Origin of the sequence: Bradyrhizobium sp. SRS-191 (assembly GCF_024586915.1) — a bacterium.
Taxonomy (GTDB): domain Bacteria; phylum Pseudomonadota; class Alphaproteobacteria; order Rhizobiales; family Xanthobacteraceae; genus Bradyrhizobium.
On record NZ_JANBVS010000002.1, the window covers coordinates 70,854 to 92,002 of the forward strand.

A 21,149-nucleotide genomic window follows, 5' to 3' on the forward strand; every position below is an offset into this window, starting at 1 on the left:
CGTATGTTGCGGCAAACCCAAGGCACTGCAAAGTCTGAGGCCTCGACCGGAAGCGCCAGGACCCAAGCCGCTTTGCCGGCGCCGCCGCCGGAGTGACTCGTTTCTATCTAGCCGAGCGGGGGGCATAAACCAATGGTTCCCCTCAGAATTTGATCCACAAAGCTAACGTGCCGCTTGAACCGGAGAGCCGCCCCTTGCGCCGGTCGGGGCGCGCCCCCTAGATGGCCCCCATGCCGCGCCCCCTTGGAATCGCCCGATGACCGCACCGCTCAAACGTCCCTCGGGCCAGGAGGGAATGTTCTGGAAAACCAAGACCTTGGAGGAGATGTCCGAGGCGGAATGGGAAAGCCTGTGCGACGGCTGCGGGCGCTGCTGCCTCGAGAAGCTCGAGGACGAGGATACCGGCGACATCTACTTCACGCACATTTCCTGCAAGCTTCTGGACGCCGGCCTATGTGCCTGCAAGGACTACCCGAACCGCTCGGAACAGGTGCCGGACTGTGTTCGCCTGACGCCTGAGAATGTCCGCACCATCACCTGGCTGCCGCCTAGCTGCGGCTACAGGCTGGCGGCGGAGGGACGCGATCTCTATTGGTGGCATCCGCTGATCTCGGGCGATCCTCAGACGGTGCATGAAGCCGGCGTGTCCGTGCGCGGCCGGGTCGAGGGCACCGAGGACGACGTTCCGGACGACCAGCTCGAGGATCACATCGTGCAGTGGCCGGTGCTGCTGCCCAAGCGCGCCAAGCTCAGGCACCGGCCGAAATAGCGCGATCACTTCGCACTCGCACCAAGTCACGATGGTGCGACCGGTCCTGTGCTGTCGGGATACGCCCATGCGCGCGGCCCGCTGCCGCAAGGGAAAATTATGCCTTAAGTAGTTCGCTATCTGGCGAATCTGCGCGGCGCCGGCCGCGCGCGGCATAGCAATTATCCCCATGAACAAGTTTGATCGGCAGAGCCATTACCCTGCCGCGTCCCAATCCTTGCCCGAAGAGCTCGCCGCCGAGCTGCCGGCGATCCCGCCGCAGGTGCAGGCCATCGAGGATGCGCCGCCGCTCGCGGCCCAGGTGCCGCTGACCCAGGCCGAGGTCCGCACCATCCTGATGAGCCTGCTGCTGACGATGTTCCTGGCCGCGCTCGACCAGACCATCGTCGCCACGGCGCTGCCGACGATCGGTCGCGAGTTCCAGGACGTCACCAATCTCTCCTGGGTGATCACGGCCTACCTGCTGGCCTCGACCGCGGTCGCGCCGGTGTTCGGGACGCTCTGCGACATCTATGGCCGGCGCTCGATGATCATCACCGCGCTCAGCCTGTTCGTGGTCGGCTCGGTGGTCTGCGCACTGGCGCCGAACATGCCGGTGCTGATCCTCGCCCGCGGTCTGCAGGGGCTCGGCGGCGGCGGCATCATGCCTGTCGTGCAGACGGTGATCTCCGACGTCGTCAGCCCGCGCGAGCGCGGCCAGTACCAGGCCTATTTCAGCGGCGTCTGGCTGCTGGCGGGATTGCTTGGCCCCGTCATCGGCGGCTTCTTCGCCGACCACCTGCACTGGTCGATGATCTTCTGGATCAACGTTCCCCTGGCGATCGCGGCGCTCGCATTGCTGCTGCCCAAAATGGGCCGGCTGCCGGTCTATCACCGGCTGCGCAAGGTCGACTGGGCCGGCGGCCTGCTGCTGATGGCCTCGGCGGTCGTCTTCATGCTGGTGCTGACCTGGGGTGGGCACAAGCTGGCGTGGCTGTCGCCGACGCTGCTGGCGATGATCGGCAGTGCCGTGGCGCTGGGGCTCGCCTTCGTCTGGCACGCCAAGCGGGCGGATGAGCCGTTCCTGCCGCTGTCGCTGATGGGCGGCACGGTGGTGCCCTACGGCATGCTGGCGAGCGGCTGCGCGCTCGGCGCCCTGATCGGTCTGACCGTTCACCTGCCGCTGTATTACGAGCTGGTCTATCATTTGACGCCGAGCCAGGCCGGTCTCGGCCTGATCCCGATCGCGGCGATCTCGACCTTCGGCGCGGCGATCGCCGGCCGTACGATGGCCCGGGTGAAGCACTACAAGCGCGTCGCCATTGTCGGAACGCTGATCGGCACCGTCGCCGCCGCCGTGATGACGGTCACGACACCATCGCTTTGGGTGCTGATGGCGCTGCTGTCGATCTTCGGCATCGGGCTCGGCACCGCATTTCCGATCTCGGTGGTGTCGCTGCAGAACGCGGTCGACCGTTCGCAGATCGGCACCATCACCGGCGCGATGAACTTCTTCCGCTCGATGATGTCCTCGTTCACGGTCGCAGCCTTCAGCGCCATTCTCTTGATGGTGCTTGGCGCGGACATCTCGCTCGCCGAGGGCGCCCACGGCGCGGTCAGCGGCATTGCGGAGGCCGACATGATCCACGCCTTCCGCTTCGTCTACGCCGCGGCGACCGCGATGCTCGCCTGCGCCTCCGTCTGCATGATCCTGATGGAAGAGCGCCCGCTGGCCGGCCCGTCGCGCAACGAGCCGGTGGAGCTGGCGGAGTAGCAAAGTTGCAAACATCAAGCCCATTTCGGCAGTGAACGTCGGAAGATGAGCCGGTGCTTGTGAATGTGCCCTCTCCCCTTGCGGGAGAGGGCATGCACGAAAGTGCGGCGATGTCGGTCGGGTGGAGGGGTATCTCTCCGCGCACATCGCTCGCGGAGAGATACCCCTCACCCAATCTCCCGCGCGGACCGACCGGAGATGCCCTCTCCCGCAAGGGGAGAGGGCGCTGTATCTGGCAGCACGCTGGAACTTAGCTGATCGTCATCCTACTCGCGCGGCTGCACCACCTCGATGTTGTCCTGTCCGCGAGAGCCGTCGTCGAGCGACGATTTGACGAGACCTGCCTCGGCTCGACGGGAGAACTCCGTCGTGCCGCCGCTCGCCAGCTCCTTGGCCTGGCTGATCCATTGCTCGCGCTCGATCCGGCCTGCAAAGGCCAGATAGGAGCCCACCCATTTGGCGTGTTCGGCCGTCCAGGCCGCGACCTGGTCGAAGTGCCAGATGCCGAGGCCATGCAGCCGCGCCTCGTTCTGCTTGCCGATGCCCTTGATCAGCTTGAGATCGTCGGCTTGCCCGCCACGTGGAGCGGCGAGGCCGAGCGGCCGGGTGCCGGCGTGGGCCTCCTCGTTCTCGACCGGCGGCATCAGCGCCGGCAGGTGGGCCAGGAGGTAGCTGGCCTCGTCCTCGCTCAGCGGCGCATCGGCCTGGTCGTCGATGGTGATCGCGCCCGATTTCACCGCCGTCGAGTGGGCAGTGTCCAGGCCGGCGGCGAGCAGCTTGGCCTGCGCGATCCAGTGCTCGCGCTCGATGCGGCCCGGGAAAGCCATGTGGTGGCCGACCCACTCGGCATGCGGCGGCGCCCACTCGGCGATCTGGCTGAAATGATGCACGCCGATGTCGTTGAGGATGGCCTCGTTCTTCGGTCCGATGCCCTTGATGAGCTTGAGATCGTCGGCCGCGCCGTCGGGCGCAAGCAGGGACGGGGGGCGGCCATCATCGGCGCCATTGCCGTCGCTCGGCGGAGGTTCGGCCGCCGATGCCGCAACTTCGGCGGCGAGGCGATCGGCTTCCGCGTTGGCTGCGGCGTCCGCGGCGAGACGCTCGGCCTCGGCCTTGGCGGCCGCTTCGGCGGCCAGTCGATCCGCTTCGGCTTTGGCCGTGGCCTCCGCGGCCAGGCGGGCAGCCTCCGCCTCCGCCTTCGCGACGGCCTCAGCGGCAAGACGCTCAGCTTCCGCCTTCGCGGCAGCTTCCGCCGCAACACGATCGGCTTCGGCCTTTGCGGCAACTTCCGCCGCGAGACGATCGGCCTCGGCCTTTGCAGCCGCTTCAGCGGCGAGCCGATCAGCCTCAGCCTTTGCAGCCGCTTCAGCGGCGAGCCGATCAGCTTCTGCTTTTGCGGCCGCCTCCGCGGCGAGCCGATCGGCTTCTGCTTTTGCGGCCGCCTCCGCGGCGAGCCGATTGGCCTCGGCCTTCGCAGCCGCTTCCGCGGCGAGGCGATCGGCCTCGGCCTCTGCTGCGGCTTCAGCAGCGAGGCGATCGGCCTCGGCCTTTGCTGCGGCCTCCGCAGCAAGGCGATCGGCCTCGACTTGGGCCGCGGCCTGCGCGGCCGGCGACGGGCTGTCCGCCCATGGACGCGCGGGGGCCGGCGCCGTGAACGCTGCGACATTGCCAGGGCCGCCCGGGGACATCGCGCTTGAGTCACCGATCCCGACATAGTCCTTCAGCTGTCCGCCGACGAAGCAGCCGACGACGTAGCCGCCGACCATCAGCAGCGCCACCTCGAGCCACAGGCCGGCGCGGCCCGGCAGCACGCTCAGCATCGCCATCAGGGCGCCGATCAGGAAGGCCAGAATGGCCGGCAACAGCCAGGTCCGCATCCAGTCCGGCTGCTTCGCATCCGACCAGGTGCGCCAGCCGACGAAGCCGCCGATGACGATGGCGAGGAGGATCCAGAAAAAGAACGTCGTCAGGTCGTACATCATGATGTCAGCGCCTCACTTCACGACGAATTCGATGCGGCGGTTCTGCGCGCGGCCGTCAGGCGTGTCGTTGGAGGCGACCGGTCGGTTCTGGCCGTAGCCTTCCGAAGTCATCCGCGAGGTGTCGATGCCGGCCTCGCTGATGTAGCCGACCACGGCCTCCGCCCGCCGCTTCGAGAGATCCATGTTGTCGGCTTCGTCGCCGACATTGTCGGTGTGGCCTCCGATCGCGATCTCGGCGTCTTTGCAGCGCTGCGCCACGTCGACGATGTGGTCCAGCAGCGCCAGCGACTCGCGGCTGAGCTCGGCGCTGCCGGTCGCAAAGCGGATGCGCCCCTTGGCGAGCAGGCCCTCGAACGCCGGCTGGCATTCGGCCACGGGGAGCGGCGGGCTCTCCGGCTTCACCCCGATCTTGACCTCGTCGAGCTTGAGATCGCCGCCGGCGTCGGCAAGCTCCTTGCGCACCTGCTCGGCTGATTTGTCGTAGATGGCGAGCGCGTCGACCGAGACGGTCGCGTCCTTCGCCGTCAGAGATCCGGACCACAGCCGCGCCAGGGCCGGGAATGTCGCCGTCAGCGATTTGACGAAATCCTTCGGCGCGCCGTCGGCGATCTTCAAACCGTCCTCGACCGTTTCGGTGACGAAGGCCGATGTGGCCGCGCCGACGAGATCGCGGCGTGCGGCATCATCTGGCACATAGCCGCTCAGCTGGACGCGGCCGTCCTGCTTCTGCAGGCTGAAGGTGTAAGGCGAGACCGGGCCGTCGCGCACGTCCACGGCAGCGAGCGTGAACGGCGCGGGCAGCGCGCCGGCCAGTTGCTCGCGCACCGCAGCGCCGGTGACGTTGGCGAGCCCGACCCCGCTGATCGAGACCTGCGTGTCGTTGATATCGGCGCGGCCGTCCGAAAGCTTGGCGAGCTGTTGCAGCAGGCCGGCACCGACCTTGGCGACATCGCCGTCGGGCGCGCCGCGCGCGATGCCGATCTGGCTGTTGATCGGCTTGCCGTCGAACTGTCCGGTCGCCGCGCCCATGATCGCCTCGCGAGAGGCTGTGCTGGGCGCGAGACCCGACAGGCTCAGCCCGGTGCCGTTGAACTCTGCCGTCCAGCGGTACGGCTTGATCTCCGGCGGCAGAATGTCCGCCTTGGCAAGCGTCAGGCCGGCCGGCAACTTGCCGACGCCGGCCATGGCCTCGTCGTAGGCGGCAGAGGAGGGCGCCTCGCCGGAGATCGTGTAGGAGGCGTCGGTGATGACGACACGGCCCGTGCTCAGCCGCGCCAGCTCGGCCAGCGCGTACGTGGCAAAGGCATTGAAATCACCAGCGGGCGCGCCGCGCGCGATCTGCATCTGATGCATCACGGATGACCCCGGCCACGCCTTGGCCGCGGCAGTCTCGAGCGCGCGCCTGAGATCGTCGGTCGGAACGACGCCGGATAAGACGACCGATTTGTCGTCCCGCACCGCGCTCCAGATGAAGGGCTTTGCCTCCGGCGGCAGGATGGCGACCTTGTCGAGCACCGCGCCGCTCGGCAGCTGCCGCGTCGCCGCAACAGCCGCCTCATACACATCGGACGAGGCGGCCGTGCCCGCGATCGAATAGGACTTGTCCGCGAGCGCGAAGGCGCCGCCATTGAGCTTGGCGGCCTGGGCCAGGCCATGGCCGGCGATGGCGGCAAAGTTGACGGGAGCCCCCAGAGCATAGCCGAGCCGATCGACGACTCCGCCGCCGCCCGCGGAGCGGGCCGCGTTGAGAATGGCTTCGCGGACCGCGGGCGTCGGCACGCCGCCTTCGAGCACGAGCTGGTTGCCGTTGCGTGCGGCGCGGAATGCGTAGGGTTTCGGTGTCGGCAGCTTGTCGTAGCTGTCATCGACCAGGCGGACGCCGTTCACTGCTGCGGCTTCGCTCAGCCGCTCCGGCTGATCGGCGCTGAACTCGGGCCCCTCGATGCGAACGTCGCGGCCGGCGACTGACACCTTCAGCGCAGCAGTGGTATCCGGTGCGGCCGCCGCGACGGCGGCGCGCGCTCGCGGCGCAATATCGTCTTCGACGTCAGCTGTCTTGAAGCTCACCGCCGCCAGCCAGAGCACGGCGACAGCGATCAGTCCCGTCCACCATTTCGATGGTTGATGCATGTGAGAGCCCCCCGTTTCCCCACCTGCGCCGGGTTCACCCGGATCGTGCCGTTGTCGTGAACCACCCGTCGAGCGTAGCAGAATAGTTCCCGGAGACCAGCCGTCTGCGCGTTGTGTCGTTTCCTATTCACAAGCGCAGATGGCGTCGTCTTCGGCAGCCGCGCTCCGCGCGTCATCGATCTTTGTCCGATGCGACGAGGGTGCGATCGAACTGTGACCGTTCGACGACGAAGCTCTTGCCTCGTCTTCACGCCGCCGTGCGGAGCTTCACTCCTCCAGCGCCCGCCTGAGGCGGCGGATGATGACGCCGCGGGCGCGATCGTCCGCGGCCTGCTCGATGCGCGCGTGGATGTCGAGCAGCAGGCCCGACATATCATTATGCCAGTCGAGCCGGGTGACGGCCTCCGGCGCGAGCCGTCGCCTTCGTGCGGCGTCGAGCAGCGTCGGCGCGGCGCTGGTGAGCTCATAGACGTCGTCGAGCAGGGGAGAGAACACCTTGGCCGCCGGCACGATCCGCTCGCCGACGCGCGTCGCCAATGCGGCGATCGCCGCCTCCTCGCCATGCGACAGGAACAGCCCGCGCGCGATCGGCCGGCGCGCCGCGATCCAGCGCGCGATCTCGGCGCCGTCGGCGTGACCCGAATAGTCGTCGATCATGCGGATGCGGGCGCTGACCTTGATCTCCTCGCCCTGGATGCGCACCGCCTTGACGCCGTCCTGCAGGAAGCGGCCGAGCGTGCCGTTGGCCTGGTAGCCGACCAGCAGCACCGTGGCGCGGCTGTTCCACAGCCAGCGCTTGAGATGATGGCGGATGCGGCCGGCATCGCACATGCCGCTGGCGGCGATGATGATGTGAAAGCCGGTCAGCTTGGCGATCGCCTTGCTCTCGTCGACGGTTTCGGTGAAGCGCAGATGCGGCGAGGACAGCAGGCGGCCGATATCGCTGCCGCCGTCGAGGCTCTCGGTGTGCGCGCGAAACACCTCGGTGGCGTGGATGGCGAGCGGCGAGTCCAGGAAGATCGGCGCGGCCGGAATCGCGCCATGCTCCATCAGCCCGACCAGATCGACGATCAGCTCCTGCGTCCGCTCCACTGCGAAAGCCGGGATCAGCAGCGCGCCTCTGGCGGTCGCGGCGTCGCGCACCTCGCCGGCGAGACGGTCGCGGCGTTGCTCCGGCGTGATCGGCTCGCGAATGCGATCGCCGTAAGTGGCTTCCGAGATCACGTAGTCGAAGCCTTCCGGCGCCTTCGGATCAGGCTGCAGAAGCTTGGCGTCCGGGCCGACGTCACCTGAGGCGAGCAGGCGCAGCGGCGCGCCGTCGGCGCCTTGTCCGGCAAATTCGATCTCGATCGAGGCCGAGCCCAGGAGGTGTCCGGCATTCCAGTAGCGGGCGCGGACGCCCGGCATGATGTCGGTCCAGGTCTCGTAGGGCACGGCTTGAAAATATTGCAGCGACGCGATCGCATCGGCCTGGGTGTAGATCGGGCTGACCTCGTCGCGGCCGCGCGCGATGTTACGCCGGTTCAACGCCAGCACTTCCTGCTCCTGGATGTTGCCGGCGTCCGGCAGCATCCAGGAGCACAGATCGATAGTGCCGCGCGTGGCGAAGATCTTGCCGTCGAAGCCCATCCGCACCAGCTTCGGCAGCAGGCCGCTGTGGTCGATATGCGCATGCGTCAGCAGCACGGCCTCGATGTCTTCAGGCCGGAACGGGAAGTCGCCGTAGTTCAGCTCCTTCAGCGTCTTCTGGCCCTGGAACAGGCCGCAATCGATGAGGATCTGGCCCTGGTCGGTGCGGACCAGATAGCAGGACCCGGTCACGGTATGCGCGGCGCCGCAGAAGCGAAGGCTGACACTCATGCGGCAATCTCCAGACAATGAGACGAACCATGACGACGGCTCATCACGGCCGTCCGTCCGGGCCTTCGGCAAAGGCATAGCCGTGGTTGGCGCCGGCGGCCGCGAGGGCCAGATCATGCTCCGACGGATCGCAGGTGAACACGCGATACAGTGGCTCACCCTGGTCGACGCGGTCGCCGATCTTCTTGAACAGGCGGATGCCGGAGCCCTTGTTGACCGGAGCGCCGGCCGTGCGCGCCAGGCGATTCAGCCGCAGGCAGTCGATGGCGGACACGATGCCGTCGTGCTCGGCCCTGACGTCGAAAGCGAGATCGCCGAGCTCGCTGCGGCACTCCGACGGCCCCTGCGCATCGATGATCTTCAGCATCTGCTTCAGCGCCGCGCCGCTGTCGAGCAGCTCGCGCGCCCGTGCATAGCCGGCGCCGCCGCGCAGCTTCGGATCATATTCGAGCAGATGCGCCGCGAGCCGCAGCGACTTCTCGCGCAGGTCCGCCGGCGCCGTGGGCTCGTTGCCGAGCACGGCCATGACGTCTCGTGCTTCCAGCACCGGGCCGATGCCGTTGCCGATCGGCTGGCGCCCGTCGGTCGTGATCACCTCGACCTTGAGCCCGAATCGGTCGCCGACGAACTCGAACAGCTTGCGCAGCCGCATCGCCTCCGCGCCGCTGGTGAGTTTGGCCGTCGGTCCGACCGGCAGGTCGAGCAGCAGATGCGTCGAGCCGGCGGCAAGCTTCTTGGAGAGGATCGAGGCCACCATCTGCTCGCGGGTGTCGAGGCTGAGCGGCCGCTCGACCGAGATCAGGATGTCGTCGGCCGGCGACAGATTGACGTGGCCGCCCCAGATCACGCAGCCATTGCAGGCCGCGACGATCGACTTCATCTCCTCGGCGCCGACATTGACCCGCGCCAGCACCTCCATCGTATCGGCGGTGCCAGCCGGCGAGGTGATCGCGCGCGACGAGGTCTTCGGGATGGTCAGGCCATGCGCCGCGACGATCGGCACCACCACCATCGAGGTCCGGTTGCCGGGAATGCCGCCGATGCAGTGCTTGTCGACGACCACGGGCTCAGGCCATTTGAGCTGGGTGCCGGCATTGGCCATCGCGCGGGTCAGCGCCAGCAACTCGCCCGAGGTCATGAAGCTCGCGGAGCCGATCAGGAAGGCCGCGATCTCCATGTCCGAGTAGCGGTAATGGGCGAGGTCGTCGATCACGGCGGCGATCGCCTGGTCGCTCAAGGTCTCGCCGCGGATCTTGGCGCGGACGGATTCCAGGCTCTCGGGCGGGGTGGCCGGCGACACCGTGGCGAGCGTCCCTTCCGGCTCGGCGAATCGCCGCAGCGCCGGCTCCGACAGGCCGATCTCGTTGGGTCCCACCAGGGCGTCGTCGTCGGTGATCAGCAGGGTGGCGAGCAGGGTTCGCGAATTGCAGCGCAGCTCGACCCGGCTGAAGCCGCTGAACACCTCGGGCCGCAGCGCACGCGAGCGCCGTGAGATCACGACGACGTTCTCGCGCCCGGTATCGAGCGCGACGCTGCGGATCTTGAGCTGGGGGCGGGTGGTGTCTGATGCGGCGGTCATGGCGTTCAGGATAAACCCTATGCGGTGCGCCGCCAGGGCCGTTGACCCAGATCATGCCATGGAATCCCCAGGTGGGATCTTCGGGTGCATCTTGAGATGCCATCTGCCGGACAAGCCGAATTTTTTCTAAATGTATCGCATGAGAATTCGGAAGCAGCGAAGAGGTTCGGCCGATCCCCCAGGGCCGGCGAGCCGAAAACAAAACGCAATGAAGTCAGCTGCTTGTGATGTCTTTTGAGCATGCCGGGACAACGCAGGCGCGAGCTCGCCTTGGCCTCGCGCGTTGATGTCCGGACGCCGCGGCTCCCTTGTCGGGTTAACCCATTGTTCAAGCCGATGACGCAGGGTTTCCGCGGGGCGTCCGTCCCGGCCTTGGCGCGCCCTTCCGGCGCATCAGATGATCGAGCCCGACCGGAGTGGTAGATGCGGCAGTTGATTGCGAGCTTTCTCAAAGATCAGGCCGGTGCGACGTCGATCGAATACGCCATCATTGCCGGCGGCCTCAGCATCGTGATCCTGGCGGCGGTCAACGGCCTGGGGTCCGGCCTCAGCAGCAAGTTCACGTCGATCAACAGCTCGATCAAGTAATCGACCTCGCTGCCGGAACGCACGCGCCTGCTCATAATATCCTGATGTGATCGATCCCTTGGTGCGATCGATCCGGTGTCCGAATGAAGCACGAGCTTCCGGCGGGGCATCGCCGGAAGCTCGTGGCCTGTTCGGAGGTTCGATCGTCCAGCGTCAGAAGTTGCGCTGGGCGCGCAGCAGCATGCTCACGGTGTCCTGGTCCTTGAGCTGGTAGATCGCGGCCGGCTTCGCCGTGCTGGCGACGGTCGGAGCGTTCGCCGTTCCCGAGAACTTCTGGTCGAGATGGCTGTAGGTCACGTCGGCCGAGAAGGTCAGGTTCTTGACCGGCACCCAGCGCGTGATCAGGCCGATCTGCGACAGGTTGAAGTCTGGGTTGCAGGTCGAGCCCGCCGTGAGCAGTCCGGTCGCCGCGATCCGCGTGCAGATCAGATCCGAGCCGGTCTGGCCGTAGCGGACCTGGGCGTAGGCGCCGTACAGCGCCGTGTTCCAGTGCGGATCCCAGTTATGGGTGAAGGCGCCGCGCATGCCCCAGGTCTGCACGGTCGACAGGCCCGTGCCGTTGCCGAACACCGCATCGGCAACGCCGGCAAAGCCGATGCTCTGGTAGGCGCCGGCGACGCCGGTGCTGCCGTACATCGAGTAGGACGTCGAAGCCAAGCTCTGGAAGTTGTAGCGGCTGGCGCCGTCGGTATAGACCGCCTGCAGGTTCAGGACGTCGCCTGGACCGGTCGGGATGTTCTTGATCGACAGCGACAGCTGGCCGGCCCAGCCCCATTTGTCCGACGGATGACCGGCGGTCTCGACGCCCGGAGAGTAGTAGCCGGCGTGGTTGTCATGCGCAGCGAACGACGCCTGGAACAGGCCCCAGGCCTGATCGACGCGCACCATGCCGATGATGTCGGGCGCCACGTTGCCGCCGATGCTGTTCGTGCCATAGGCGCCGCCCAGCACGCCGGACGAGGTGATGCCGGACGTGTTCCAGATGTTGCTGGTGAAGAACTGGCTCTGGTCCTCGACCGAGACCGCAGCCGTGATGCCCTGGCCGAAATCGGCGGTGTAGGTGAACTGGTTGACGCCGTTGTTCGAGCCGCTGCCGCCGACCAGGCCGTCGAAATTGTTGCCGGGGTAGTTGGTCCACGGCGCGTCGAACGTCGACACCGCCTTGCCCATGGTGAAGCCGGCGAACTGGATGAAGGCGTAGTAGACGCCGAGCGAGCCGCCCGAGATGCCGTCATTGCTGAGACCGTTGACGGAGGTCAGGGCGGTCGTGCTGGCGGAGCCGGTGTTGTACTGGGTGCCGCCATTGCCGACGCCGGCATAGGTGCCCGACGTCCAAGTCAACACCGCGTCGAAATAGGTGCGGACCACGCCGTACTCGGTCGCGGTGCGCGTATCGATGTTCAGATCCTGGCGTGCGCGGGTCTGAAGCCGGTTGCTGAGGCGATTGTCCGCGCCGCCCTGGGCGGAATAGGCGCCGCCATAATTGCTGTTGGTCCACATCGCGGTTTCCGCGCGCACATAGCCACCCAGCTTGATGCAGGTGTCGGTGCCGGGAATGTAGTAGAAGCCCGTGCCGTAGAGCGAGCAGACCTTCACGTACTCGACGGCCTTGGCCTTGATCGGAAGATCCGCGGCCTGAGCCGCTGCGGCTGACAAAATCACTGCTCCCGTTCCGAGAAGCAGGCCCCTCATCGTCTTCATTCTATGTCTCCGGTTGATCGGCGCCCACACGGCCCCCCGCGTGTCGCCCCTGGCGTCGCCAGACTTCATGTCCCCACACCGATACGCTCGGCTCTCGGATCGCGTGAACGAATTGTCCACGAGCCCATTTCAATTTGATGAAAGTTGCTCGTTTGCTCGGGTTCCGCTCGATCGTCGTTAACGCGCTCTTCGTTCGCACGCGCTTCGACGCGATCACGCCATCCTTCTGACCTGTCGATGGCAATCTGTTAATGATGTTATTCGTGAATAGGGTAGATGGGAATCCCGAACAATCCCGGTGGTGATGCTCTGCACGTCATCGTGCTTCGGCAAGTCCCTGACCCACCCGCAGAAACGCTCTTCTCGCGCGACGTCTCATCGGCCCGACTCGATCTGAGCCGATACCCGATGTGACGGTGTGACGACAAGCGCGTTGCCGCCTAGTCTCGTGATGGATGCGATCGGCTGTCGCATGGCGTCGCCTCGCCAACGCTTCACGAAGTCGAGAAACACCTGCAAAGGCATCGGCGGCTGTCGCCGACTCGGATGATACAGAAACAGTCCTGGAGTCGCGTAGTTCCAGTCGGGCAGCAGACGCACCAGGCGTCCGTCCGCCAGATGCGGATCGACCATCGGCTCGACGAGATAGGCGACACCGACGCCGTCCAGCGCGGCATTCAGGGCCAGATCAAAATCGTTGACGATCAGCGAGCCGTCCACGGCGATCTCCGCCCGCTGCTCGCCCTTGTCGAAGATCCACGGCTGCAGCGTGTCATCGGCCGGAAAGCGATGCCGGATGCAGTTGTGTGTCTGAAGCTCTTCCGGATGGGACGGCGCCGGACGGCTCGCGAGATAGTCCGGCGAGGCGACGGCGATGAAATTGCAGTCGTCGAACACGCGGATCACCTTCATGTCGCGCTCGACCCGATGACCGGATCGGATACCGGCATCGAAGCGATTGCGGACGATGTCGCTGTTCGTATCGTCGACGGCGAGCTCGAGCTGAATGGACGGATATTCGGCGAGGAACGACCTGATCAGCGGCCCAAGGCCTCTGAGGGCGAACACGCGCGACACCGCCAGCCGGAGCGTGCCCACGGGCTTGTCTCGGAAGGCGTTGATGCTCTCGATCGCCTGATCGACACGTTCGAGAGCCGGCTGGATCTCCGCGAGCAGCCGTACGCCGGCTTCGGTCAGCGCGACGCTGCGCGTGGTCCGGTTGAACAGCCTGACGTCGAGCCGCTCCTCGAGACTCTTGATCGTCTGGCTGATGGTCGGCAGCGAGCAGCCGATGTGAGCGGCAGCCTTGGTGAAGCTCAACGTGTCCGCGACGGCCGCGAACGCCGAGAGCTCGGACAATTGGACTCGCGCCATGCCCTAGTCCAGCCGCGCCTGATCCTGTCTCTCATCGCGCTGAAACATGCACACCCCCTGACACACTGCGTCGTGCAGCCGGAACGACTCCGCCAAGATCGTTCCACCATCCGGACCAGATGCACCGACTCGACGCGCGCCCGATCATTCACCCGCGCCGCAGAGCTAGGCGCGACGTGCTCATTCCGCAAGCATCGACGCCGCCTCATCGTGATCACAAATCCGCGTCTGACAATGGCAAATGGCTGACCGACTCAGCTGATTCCGAGGGCCAGGCGGGGATCGCTGCTGCTCGCAGATGAGTGCGAGGCGTCGCCTGGGTTGTGGCCGATAGGGATGGGGAAGGGCCTGGACCTTCGCGAGACCGAGCTCGTCAAGCTCCGCGGCGACCTCGGAGAGCGTGCCGCGTGTTTCGAAGACGGTGGATCGTCTCGGCGTGTCAGCTCGCCTTGCGCGAGCGCGCGGTCGTCCGAACCGGCTTCTCGGCCTTCTTCGGCTCCTCCGCCTTCTTCGGCTCGTCCTTGGCCTTCTTGCCGCTGATCGGCAGCAGCATCTCGCGCTGGCCCTCGACCCGCTTCTTCGGCTTCTTGGCCTTGGTCTTCGGAGCAGGGGCCGACGCGGCGGGCGCCTTGTCGCCTTCGTTGGCCAGGCTGCGCTTCAGCGCATCCATCAGGTTGATGACGTTGCCGCTCGACTTCGGCGCCGCCTTGGCGGTGATGGTCACGCCGTTGCGCTTCTTGTTGATGAGTTCGACCAGCGCGGCCTCGTAATGGTCTTCGAAGTTCTCCGGCTGGAAGTCGGCGGATTTCTTCTCGACGATGTGCTTGGCGAGATCCAGCATGTCGCCCGTGATCTTCACGTCCTGGATGTCGTCGAAATATTCGTCCTCGTTGCGGACCTCGTAGGGATAGCGCAGCAGCGTGCCCATCAGGCCTTTGCCGAGCGGCTCCAGCGCAATGATGTGCTCGCGGTTCGTCAGCACCACGCGGCCGATCGCAACCTTGTCCATGCTGCGGATCGTCTCGCGGATGACTGCGAAGGCGTCATGGCCGACCTTGCCGTCGGGGACGAGATAATAGGGGCGGATCAGATAGCGGCTGTCGATGTCGGCGCGCGGGACGAACTCGTCGATCTCGATCGTATGCGTCGAGTCGAGCGCGATGTCCTCGAGCTCGTCCTTGGTGACCTCGATGTAGGTGTCGGTGTCGACCTTGTAGCCCTTGACGATGTCCTCGTTGGCCACTTCCTCGCCGGTCTCGGCGTCGACCCGGCTGTATTTGATACGATGACCGGTCTTGCGGTTGATCTGGTTGAAGGAGACCTTCTCGGACTCCGACGTCGCCGGATAGAGCGCGACCGGACAGGTCACGAGCGACAGCCGCAGAAAACCCTTCCAATTGGCGCGCGGGGCCATTCCTCAACTCCACTCAACTGCGAACTGACGGGCGGACTCTCCGGGGACCGGGCTGCTGCGGACGTAGTTGTCGCCAGCGGCCGCGAGGATAACATCGCAGGCCCTGGATTCAACAAGCGTAGCTGCAGATTCTGAGAGCGGCGTTAACTGGTCGCAGCCGTGCCGGTCCCCGGAACATCATCTGGCGGTCGACGTTGCCAACGGGAGCAACTGAGGGAGCGCGATACCGCGCTCGATATCGAAATAGCAGCGAGCTGAGGGCGCCATGGCAACAAGACGAGGGTCGCAGATCGTCGAAACTCCCACCGAAGCGCGGCAGGGTGAACCCGGCCCGTCGGTCCTGGCCATGCTGGCCATCTCCACGGGGCTGGCGCTGCTGGTCCTGGGCCTCGTGTGGTTCGTGTTCTTCCATACCTGAAGGCGCATCGGCCGACCGCGGGACGCAGCAGTCGCCACCCATCACCAGCTCCAGCCCGGCCATCCCCATGGCCGGGCTTTTCATCGTGGTGTCCCAGAGCTTATATCCGCCCCAATTCTGTCGGCCCTTGCCGACGGTCCGGGCCGAGATGACCAAAAAGTAACCCCATCGGTCGGGTTCCGTTCATGCGCGGTTCACGGCCTTCCGGTTCATCTTGAGGGCGGAAATCGTGCAGTTCAGCTTTGGAGGCAAGCGTGCGTCTGCTCGTTGTCGAGGACGATCCGGATCTCAACCGTCAGCTCACCACGGCCCTGAGCGACGCCGGCTACGTCGTGGACCGTGCGTTCGATGGTGAGGAGGGGCATTATCTTGGCGACAGCGAGCCGTACGACGCGGTCGTGCTGGATATCGGCCTGCCCAAGATGGACGGCATCTCGGTGCTGGAAGCGTGGCGGCGCAATGGCCGCGCGATGCCGGTCCTGATCCTGACCGCACGGGATCGCTGGAGCGACAAGGTGCAGGGCTTCGATGCCGGCGCCGACGACTACGTCGCCAAGCCGTTTCACCTCGAAGAGGTGCTGGCGCGCATCCGCGCGTTGCTGCGCCGCTCTGCCGGCCATGCCCAGAGTGAGCTGACATGCGGACCGGTCACGCTCGATACCCGCACGGGTAAGGTCAGCGTGTCGGGCAATCCCGTCAAGATGACCTCACATGAATACCGCCTGCTGTCCTACCTGATGCATCATTCCGGCCGCGTCGTGTCGCGCAGCGAGCTGGTCGAGCATCTCTACGACCAGGACTTCGACCGCGACTCGAATACGATCGAGGTGTTCGTCGGCCGAATCAGGAAGAAGCTCGACTGCGACGTCATCCAGACCGTGCGCGGCCTCGGCTATCTCTTGACTCCCCCGCCGGCCGCCGGCGCCTGATCCGAGCTCGGCGCCCGCCATTGATGTGGCCGGGCGCCGGCCGTTTCGCTAATTTGCGGTCATGCGCCAGAGTTCACTTGCCACCCGGTTGTTCCTGTCCGCGACCGCGTGGCTCGTGGTCATCCTCGCCATCACCGGCATCGTGCTGTCCTCGGTCTATCGCAATGCGACCGAGCGCGCCTTCGATCGCCGGCTCAACCTCTATCTCCGCACATTGATTGCCGAGGTCGCCACGCCTGACGACCCGCCGGACCGGCAATTCCAGTCGCTCGGCGAACCCTTGTTCGAGCTGCCATTGTCCGGCTGGTACTGGCAGATCACCCGCACCGATACCGAGAAGCCGGAGGTGCGGGCCTCGCGCTCGCTCTGGGACAAGAAGCTGCCCAAGCTGGAGGAGCAGGGGATCGAGCTGACCGCGGCTGGTATCCGGATCGGCTACGTCGAGGGACCGGAGAATCAGGATCTGCGCATGGTCGAGCGCCCGGTCGATCTCGGCTCCGACGGCAAATTCCTGGTCAGCGTCGCCGGCGATGCGTCGGAGATTTTCGACGAGACCCGCAGCTTCGACTATTACCTCGGCGGCACCTTCACCGCGCTCGGCATCGTGCTGCTGCTCACCACGGTCTTCCAGGTCAATTATGGTCTGGCGCCGTTGAAGCGCATCTCCGAATCGATCGCCGACATCCGCTCCGGCCGCGCCGAGCGGCTCGAAGGCGAGTTTCCGGTCGAGATCGCGCCGCTGGCGCGCGAGACCAATGCGCTGATCGACGCCAATCGCGAGATCGTGGAGCGGGCGCGCACCCATGTCGGCAATCTGGCCCATGCCATCAAGACGCCGCTGTCGGTCATCGTCAACGAAGCGACCACCCATGCGGCAGATCCGTTCGCGGCGAAGGTGATGGAGCAGGCGGATGTGATGCGCGACCAGGTCGCCCATCATCTCGAGCGGGCGCGGATCGCGGCCCGCGTCACCATCGTGTCGACGGTCACCGAGGTCGCGCCGGCGATCGAGGCGCTGCGCCGCACCATGGAAAAGATCTACCGCGAGCGCAGCATCGCGGTCGAGGCGACCGCGGATGCCGCCGCTCGGTTTCGCGGCGAGCGCCAGGACCTGGAGGAGATGGTCGGCAATCTCGTCGACAATGCCTGCAAATGGGCGGCGTCGCGGGTGTCGGTGGAGGTCGCGGTGCAGCCGCCGGCCCAGGCGGGGGCGTCGCCGATGCTCCGTATCGTCGTCGATGACGACGGCCGTGGCCTGTCGGCGGCCGAGCGCGCCCAGGTGTTGCGGCGCGGTCAGCGGCTGGATGAGTCCAAACCCGGCTCAGGGCTCGGCCTGTCGATCGTGAGCGATCTGGCTGCGCTGTATGGTGGCCGCCTGACCCTGGGCGATGCCCCGATCGGGGGCTTGCGGGCGGAGCTGGTCCTGCCCGGCGTTTGACGGGCCGGCGAATTCCGCCATCCTAAAGGTGTTCTTAATACCGCGGCGGCTATGGTGGGGGCCGGGGTGCGCGATGTGCGCTCTCGCCGTGGAAATTTGCACGTCGGCGCATGGGTCAGACAGCTCACGAACGGTTGAGGGAATATCTCGGGCAGCTGCCGCCGAGCGCGCAGTCGCTCTTGATGCGCGAGTTCGAGCGCGCGATCGAGCGCGGCCAGGACGTGGCCGTGGCCACCATGGTGCTCGAGCAGTTGCGCAAAGTTGTGCGTCCCCCGGCACCCGCTGTCGCTCCGCCCGCCGCAGCCGAACCGGTTCGTCCGCCAGCAGCCGTCGAGGTCGCCCGTCCGCAGGCGCGCGAGGAGCGCCGCCAGAGCGGCGATGGCCCGCGCCGGCTGTTCCGACCGCTCGAGCCGTTCCTCACCGATTCCACCGGCTCTCTCCGTCCCGGCCAGATCCGCCGCGCCTCGCTGCTGGCGGTCTGGCAGTGGCTTGGCCGCGAAGGCGCGCCGGAGCGCTATGCCGAGTTCGACGCCGCGATGTCGGCGGGCGGCGACAGCACGCGCGAGGTCGACATGGCCGCTCGCAAGCTGCAGCTCGCCGCCGCAGAGGCCTTGATGAAGCTGGTCGGTCCCAATGCGACCGGCGACCGCCAGCGCCTGCTCGCCCGCATCGGTGCGCCCAGCGTGATCGAGGACCTGCTGCCGATCGCGCTAGTGCTGCAGAATCGCGAGGCGCTCGACGGCCTCAACGGCCGGCTGCCCGGCATCATCCGCGTGCTCGGCGATTCGCAGATCGCCTCGGTCACCGAGGCCATCAACGTGCCGTCGCTGCAGACGCCCGCGATGCTGCCGTTTGCGCTGTCGCTGGTGATGCAGCGCCTCGCCGCGCCCTGGCAGATCATCCGCCTGGCCACCAAGATCGCGGCATCCGACGACGAAATCCGCGTGGCTGCGACCCCATTCGGCGTCGCCGTCACCATTGCGCTCAACGATCTCGCGAACCTCGCCTCGGTGCTGCGCGCCGACATTCGGCGCGGGCACTTTTCCAATCTCGGCGACACGCTGAAGACGCTGCATGACGGCGTCCGCGGCCTGCGCACAGAGCTCGACCTGCGGTCGGAGTCGAACTGGGGCAAGCAGCTCACGGCCATCCGCGCCGACATCTCCAACGCCTTGCAATCTGAGATTGATAGCGTGCCGGGCCGGGCCCGCCGCATCCTCCGCCAGCGCGCCGACAAGGACATTCCGGCCGGCGCGGGCGTCGATGCCGGCGAGGTTGAGGAGGTGGCGGCGCTGATCGAGTTCGTCGCGGTGTGCCGCAACTATGCCAGCGAGCTCGCGATCAACGAGGTCACGCTGCGCACCTATACCGACCTGCAGCAATATGTCGAAAAGGCCACCGAAGCGCTGGTGCAGTCGCTGCGCTCGGGCGATGCGCGGGCGCGCGCCTATCGGCAGTCCCAGGTGTCGGCGGCGATCCGCTTCTGCCATGTTCTGTTCGGTAACGACTACGCCCAATTGATGAGCCGGTCGGCCGACAATGCCATGAACGGCGAGCGAAAATCCTCGCGCGCCGGCTGAGTTTTTCTGCTATTCTGTCTACGTTTTTGATTGTGCAATTTTAGGTTGACCCCACGCCGGGGCGTGCATAGGTTCCCGCCGGTTCCATCTTTTCATCAAGACCATGATTTCCGTCATCAGATTCGTCGAAGTCGAGAATCGCGTGGTCAGCGCGACCTATCGCAACCTCATGATCAAGGCCAAGGTCGTGCTCGTCGACAAGACGAGCGGGACGCAACTGCCTGATCCCGTCACGACCATCGCCTCGCCGGTCCCGGCGGGCTCGCTGCGGATCCGGCTGAGCCAGGAGGTTCGGCCGGGCACCTATTTCCTGGTGGCGTTCAACGGCCACGGCAGCTACCTGGCCAAGAGTGCGGAGTTCGAGGTCCGCTAATTACGTAATCCTCCTGAGTTTTTCGGCGGGGGCGGCTGGGGTACCAGGGCGGCAATTGTGAATTGCCGCCGGGAACGGTGCTGGTTAAAAGCTCCCGCAACCCGCGTCCGCCGGTGGGCGCTGCCTGGAACTCTCTCCGATGACGCGTTGGGTCCGATGACGCTGTGGTTCGTGTTCGCCGTGATGACGGCTGCGGCGATCTTCGCCGTGCTGCTGCCGCTCGGGCTCGGCGCGCGCTCGCCGTCGGACGGCCGCGAAGCCGCCGTCTACAAGGACCAACTGGCCGAGATCGAGCGCGACGTCGAAACCGGCCTGATTGGCAAGGTCGAGGCCGAGGCGGCCAGGGTCGAGATTGGCCGCCGCCTTCTGGCTGCCGCCGATCAGGAGAGCGAGCCATCGGCCAAGCCGCGCGTCGGCCTGCGCCGGGTTGCCGCGGTGCTGGCGCTGATCGGCGTGCCGATCGTGGCGCTCGCGGTGTACCTGCCGCTCGGCTCGCCGCAACTGCCTGATTTTCCGCTCACCGCCCGCGCCAAGCCGGCCGACGGCTCGCAGCCGCTGGAGAACCTCGTCTCCCAGGTCGAGCAGCATCTGCAGAAGAACCCGACCGACGGCCGCGGCTGGAGCGTGCTCGCCCCGGTGCTGGCGCGGCTCGGCCGCACCGAGGACGCGATCCGCGCCTATCGCAACATGATCAATTATGCCGGGGACGGCGCCGCCAAGCGGGCCGATCTCGGCGAGGTCATCACGGCTGCCGCGGGCGGCGTGGTCACCGCCGAGGCCAAGGCCGAGTTCGAGCGCGGCCATGCCCTCGATGCCGACGAGCCCAAGGCTAATTACTATCTCGGGCTGGCCGCCGAGCAGGACGGCCGCAAGGACGACGCCGCCAACATCTGGCGCGCCATGCTCAGCAAGGGCCCGGCGGATGCGCCGTGGCGGCCGCTGGTGGTTGCCGCGCTCGCCCGCGTCGGCGGCGGTGAGGCGCCGGCGTTGCCGAACGAGGCGATGGCCGCCGCCAAGGACATGAACGACGGTGACCGCGAGGCGATGATCCGCGGCATGGTCGACCGGCTCGCGACCCGGCTGAAGCAGAACGGCGACGATGTCGAGGGCTGGCTGCGTCTGGTGCGCGCTTATGTCGTGATGGGTGATCTCGACAAGGCCAGATCGGCGTTATCCGATGCGCGGCAGGCCGTGAAGGATGCCGATCGGTTGCGCCAGCTCAACGAGGGCGTGAAGACCTTCGGGCTGGATGGATAGATGA

General features: G+C 66.5%; 16 protein-coding genes. 9 read left to right on the plus strand and 7 right to left on the minus strand.

Annotation, left to right across the window (positions count from 1 at the left end; all coding sequences use genetic code 11):
- Positions 1-256: 256 nt before the first annotated feature.
- Together NLR35_RS04175 and NLR35_RS04180 are read left to right on the plus strand one after the other, a co-directional pair.
- Positions 257-769, plus strand: coding sequence for a YcgN family cysteine cluster protein (locus NLR35_RS04175; protein WP_257165306.1), 513 nt, complete (start codon positions 257-259; stop codon positions 767-769).
- 169 nt (positions 770-938) lie between these two features.
- Complete coding sequence (locus tag NLR35_RS04180) at positions 939-2,522, plus strand: MDR family MFS transporter (protein ID WP_257165307.1); 1,584 nt, start codon at positions 939-941, stop codon at positions 2,520-2,522.
- A gap of 266 nt (positions 2,523-2,788) precedes the next feature.
- On the opposite strand, the gene NLR35_RS04185 is transcribed toward NLR35_RS04180, so the two are convergent.
- From NLR35_RS04185 to NLR35_RS04200, 4 genes are all read right to left on the minus strand, one after another.
- Positions 2,789-4,504, minus strand: coding sequence for a cell envelope biogenesis protein TolA (locus NLR35_RS04185; RefSeq protein ID WP_257165308.1), 1,716 nt, complete (start codon positions 4,502-4,504; stop codon positions 2,789-2,791).
- A gap of 12 nt (positions 4,505-4,516) precedes the next feature.
- The gene (locus NLR35_RS04190) at positions 4,517-6,634 is read right to left on the minus strand and encodes an OmpA family protein (RefSeq protein WP_257165309.1); all 2,118 of its coding nucleotides are present in this window, start codon (positions 6,632-6,634) and stop codon (positions 4,517-4,519) included.
- 267 nt (positions 6,635-6,901) lie between these two features.
- On the minus strand, positions 6,902-8,494 hold the full coding sequence (locus tag NLR35_RS04195; RefSeq protein ID WP_257165310.1) for an MBL fold metallo-hydrolase: 1,593 nt from the start codon (positions 8,492-8,494) through the stop codon (positions 6,902-6,904).
- Positions 8,495-8,537: 43 nt separating this feature from the next.
- A complete protein-coding gene (locus NLR35_RS04200) occupies positions 8,538-10,073 on the minus strand; it encodes a thymidine phosphorylase family protein (protein WP_257165311.1) in 1,536 nt (511 codons plus the stop codon).
- Between the two features lie 423 nt (positions 10,074-10,496).
- On the opposite strand from NLR35_RS04200, the gene NLR35_RS04205 reads away from it, so the two are divergent.
- The gene (locus NLR35_RS04205) at positions 10,497-10,661 is read left to right on the plus strand and encodes a Flp family type IVb pilin (protein WP_035648307.1); all 165 of its coding nucleotides are present in this window, start codon (positions 10,497-10,499) and stop codon (positions 10,659-10,661) included.
- 153 nt (positions 10,662-10,814) lie between these two features.
- Here NLR35_RS04205 and NLR35_RS04210 read toward each other — a convergent pair whose 3' ends face one another.
- From NLR35_RS04210 to NLR35_RS04220, 3 genes are all read right to left on the minus strand, one after another.
- Positions 10,815-12,362: a porin gene (locus NLR35_RS04210; protein ID WP_257165312.1), complete on the minus strand. Its 1,548-nt coding sequence runs from the start codon at positions 12,360-12,362 to the stop codon at positions 10,815-10,817.
- 375 nt (positions 12,363-12,737) lie between these two features.
- Complete coding sequence (locus NLR35_RS04215; protein ID WP_257165313.1) at positions 12,738-13,736, minus strand: LysR family transcriptional regulator; 999 nt, start codon at positions 13,734-13,736, stop codon at positions 12,738-12,740.
- Positions 13,737-14,175: 439 nt separating this feature from the next.
- A complete protein-coding gene (locus tag NLR35_RS04220) occupies positions 14,176-15,150 on the minus strand; it encodes a Ku protein (protein ID WP_257165314.1) in 975 nt (324 codons plus the stop codon).
- Positions 15,151-15,415: 265 nt separating this feature from the next.
- Between NLR35_RS04220 and NLR35_RS04225 the strand changes: the two genes are divergently transcribed.
- The 6 genes from NLR35_RS04225 to ccmI all read left to right on the plus strand — a co-directional run bounded on the left by NLR35_RS04225 (position 15,416) and on the right by ccmI (position 21,145).
- Positions 15,416-15,568 (plus strand): hypothetical protein, encoded by a 153-nt coding sequence (locus tag NLR35_RS04225; protein ID WP_009027687.1) that lies wholly within the window; start codon positions 15,416-15,418, stop codon positions 15,566-15,568.
- Positions 15,569-15,822: 254 nt separating this feature from the next.
- Positions 15,823-16,497, plus strand: a complete 675-nt coding sequence (locus NLR35_RS04230) for a response regulator transcription factor (protein WP_006614547.1) — start codon at positions 15,823-15,825, stop codon at positions 16,495-16,497.
- A gap of 61 nt (positions 16,498-16,558) precedes the next feature.
- Entirely contained in the window at positions 16,559-17,935 is a 1,377-nt protein-coding gene (locus NLR35_RS04235; protein ID WP_257165315.1) for a sensor histidine kinase, read from the plus strand.
- Positions 17,936-18,045: 110 nt separating this feature from the next.
- Complete coding sequence (locus NLR35_RS04240) at positions 18,046-19,515, plus strand: hypothetical protein (RefSeq protein WP_257165316.1); 1,470 nt, start codon at positions 18,046-18,048, stop codon at positions 19,513-19,515.
- Positions 19,516-19,618: 103 nt separating this feature from the next.
- Positions 19,619-19,888, plus strand: coding sequence for a hypothetical protein (locus NLR35_RS04245; RefSeq protein ID WP_257165317.1), 270 nt, complete (start codon positions 19,619-19,621; stop codon positions 19,886-19,888).
- Between the two features lie 156 nt (positions 19,889-20,044).
- Positions 20,045-21,145 (plus strand): c-type cytochrome biogenesis protein CcmI, encoded by a 1,101-nt coding sequence (ccmI, locus tag NLR35_RS04250; RefSeq protein WP_257165318.1) that lies wholly within the window; start codon positions 20,045-20,047, stop codon positions 21,143-21,145.
- Positions 21,146-21,149: the final 4 nt, after the last annotated feature.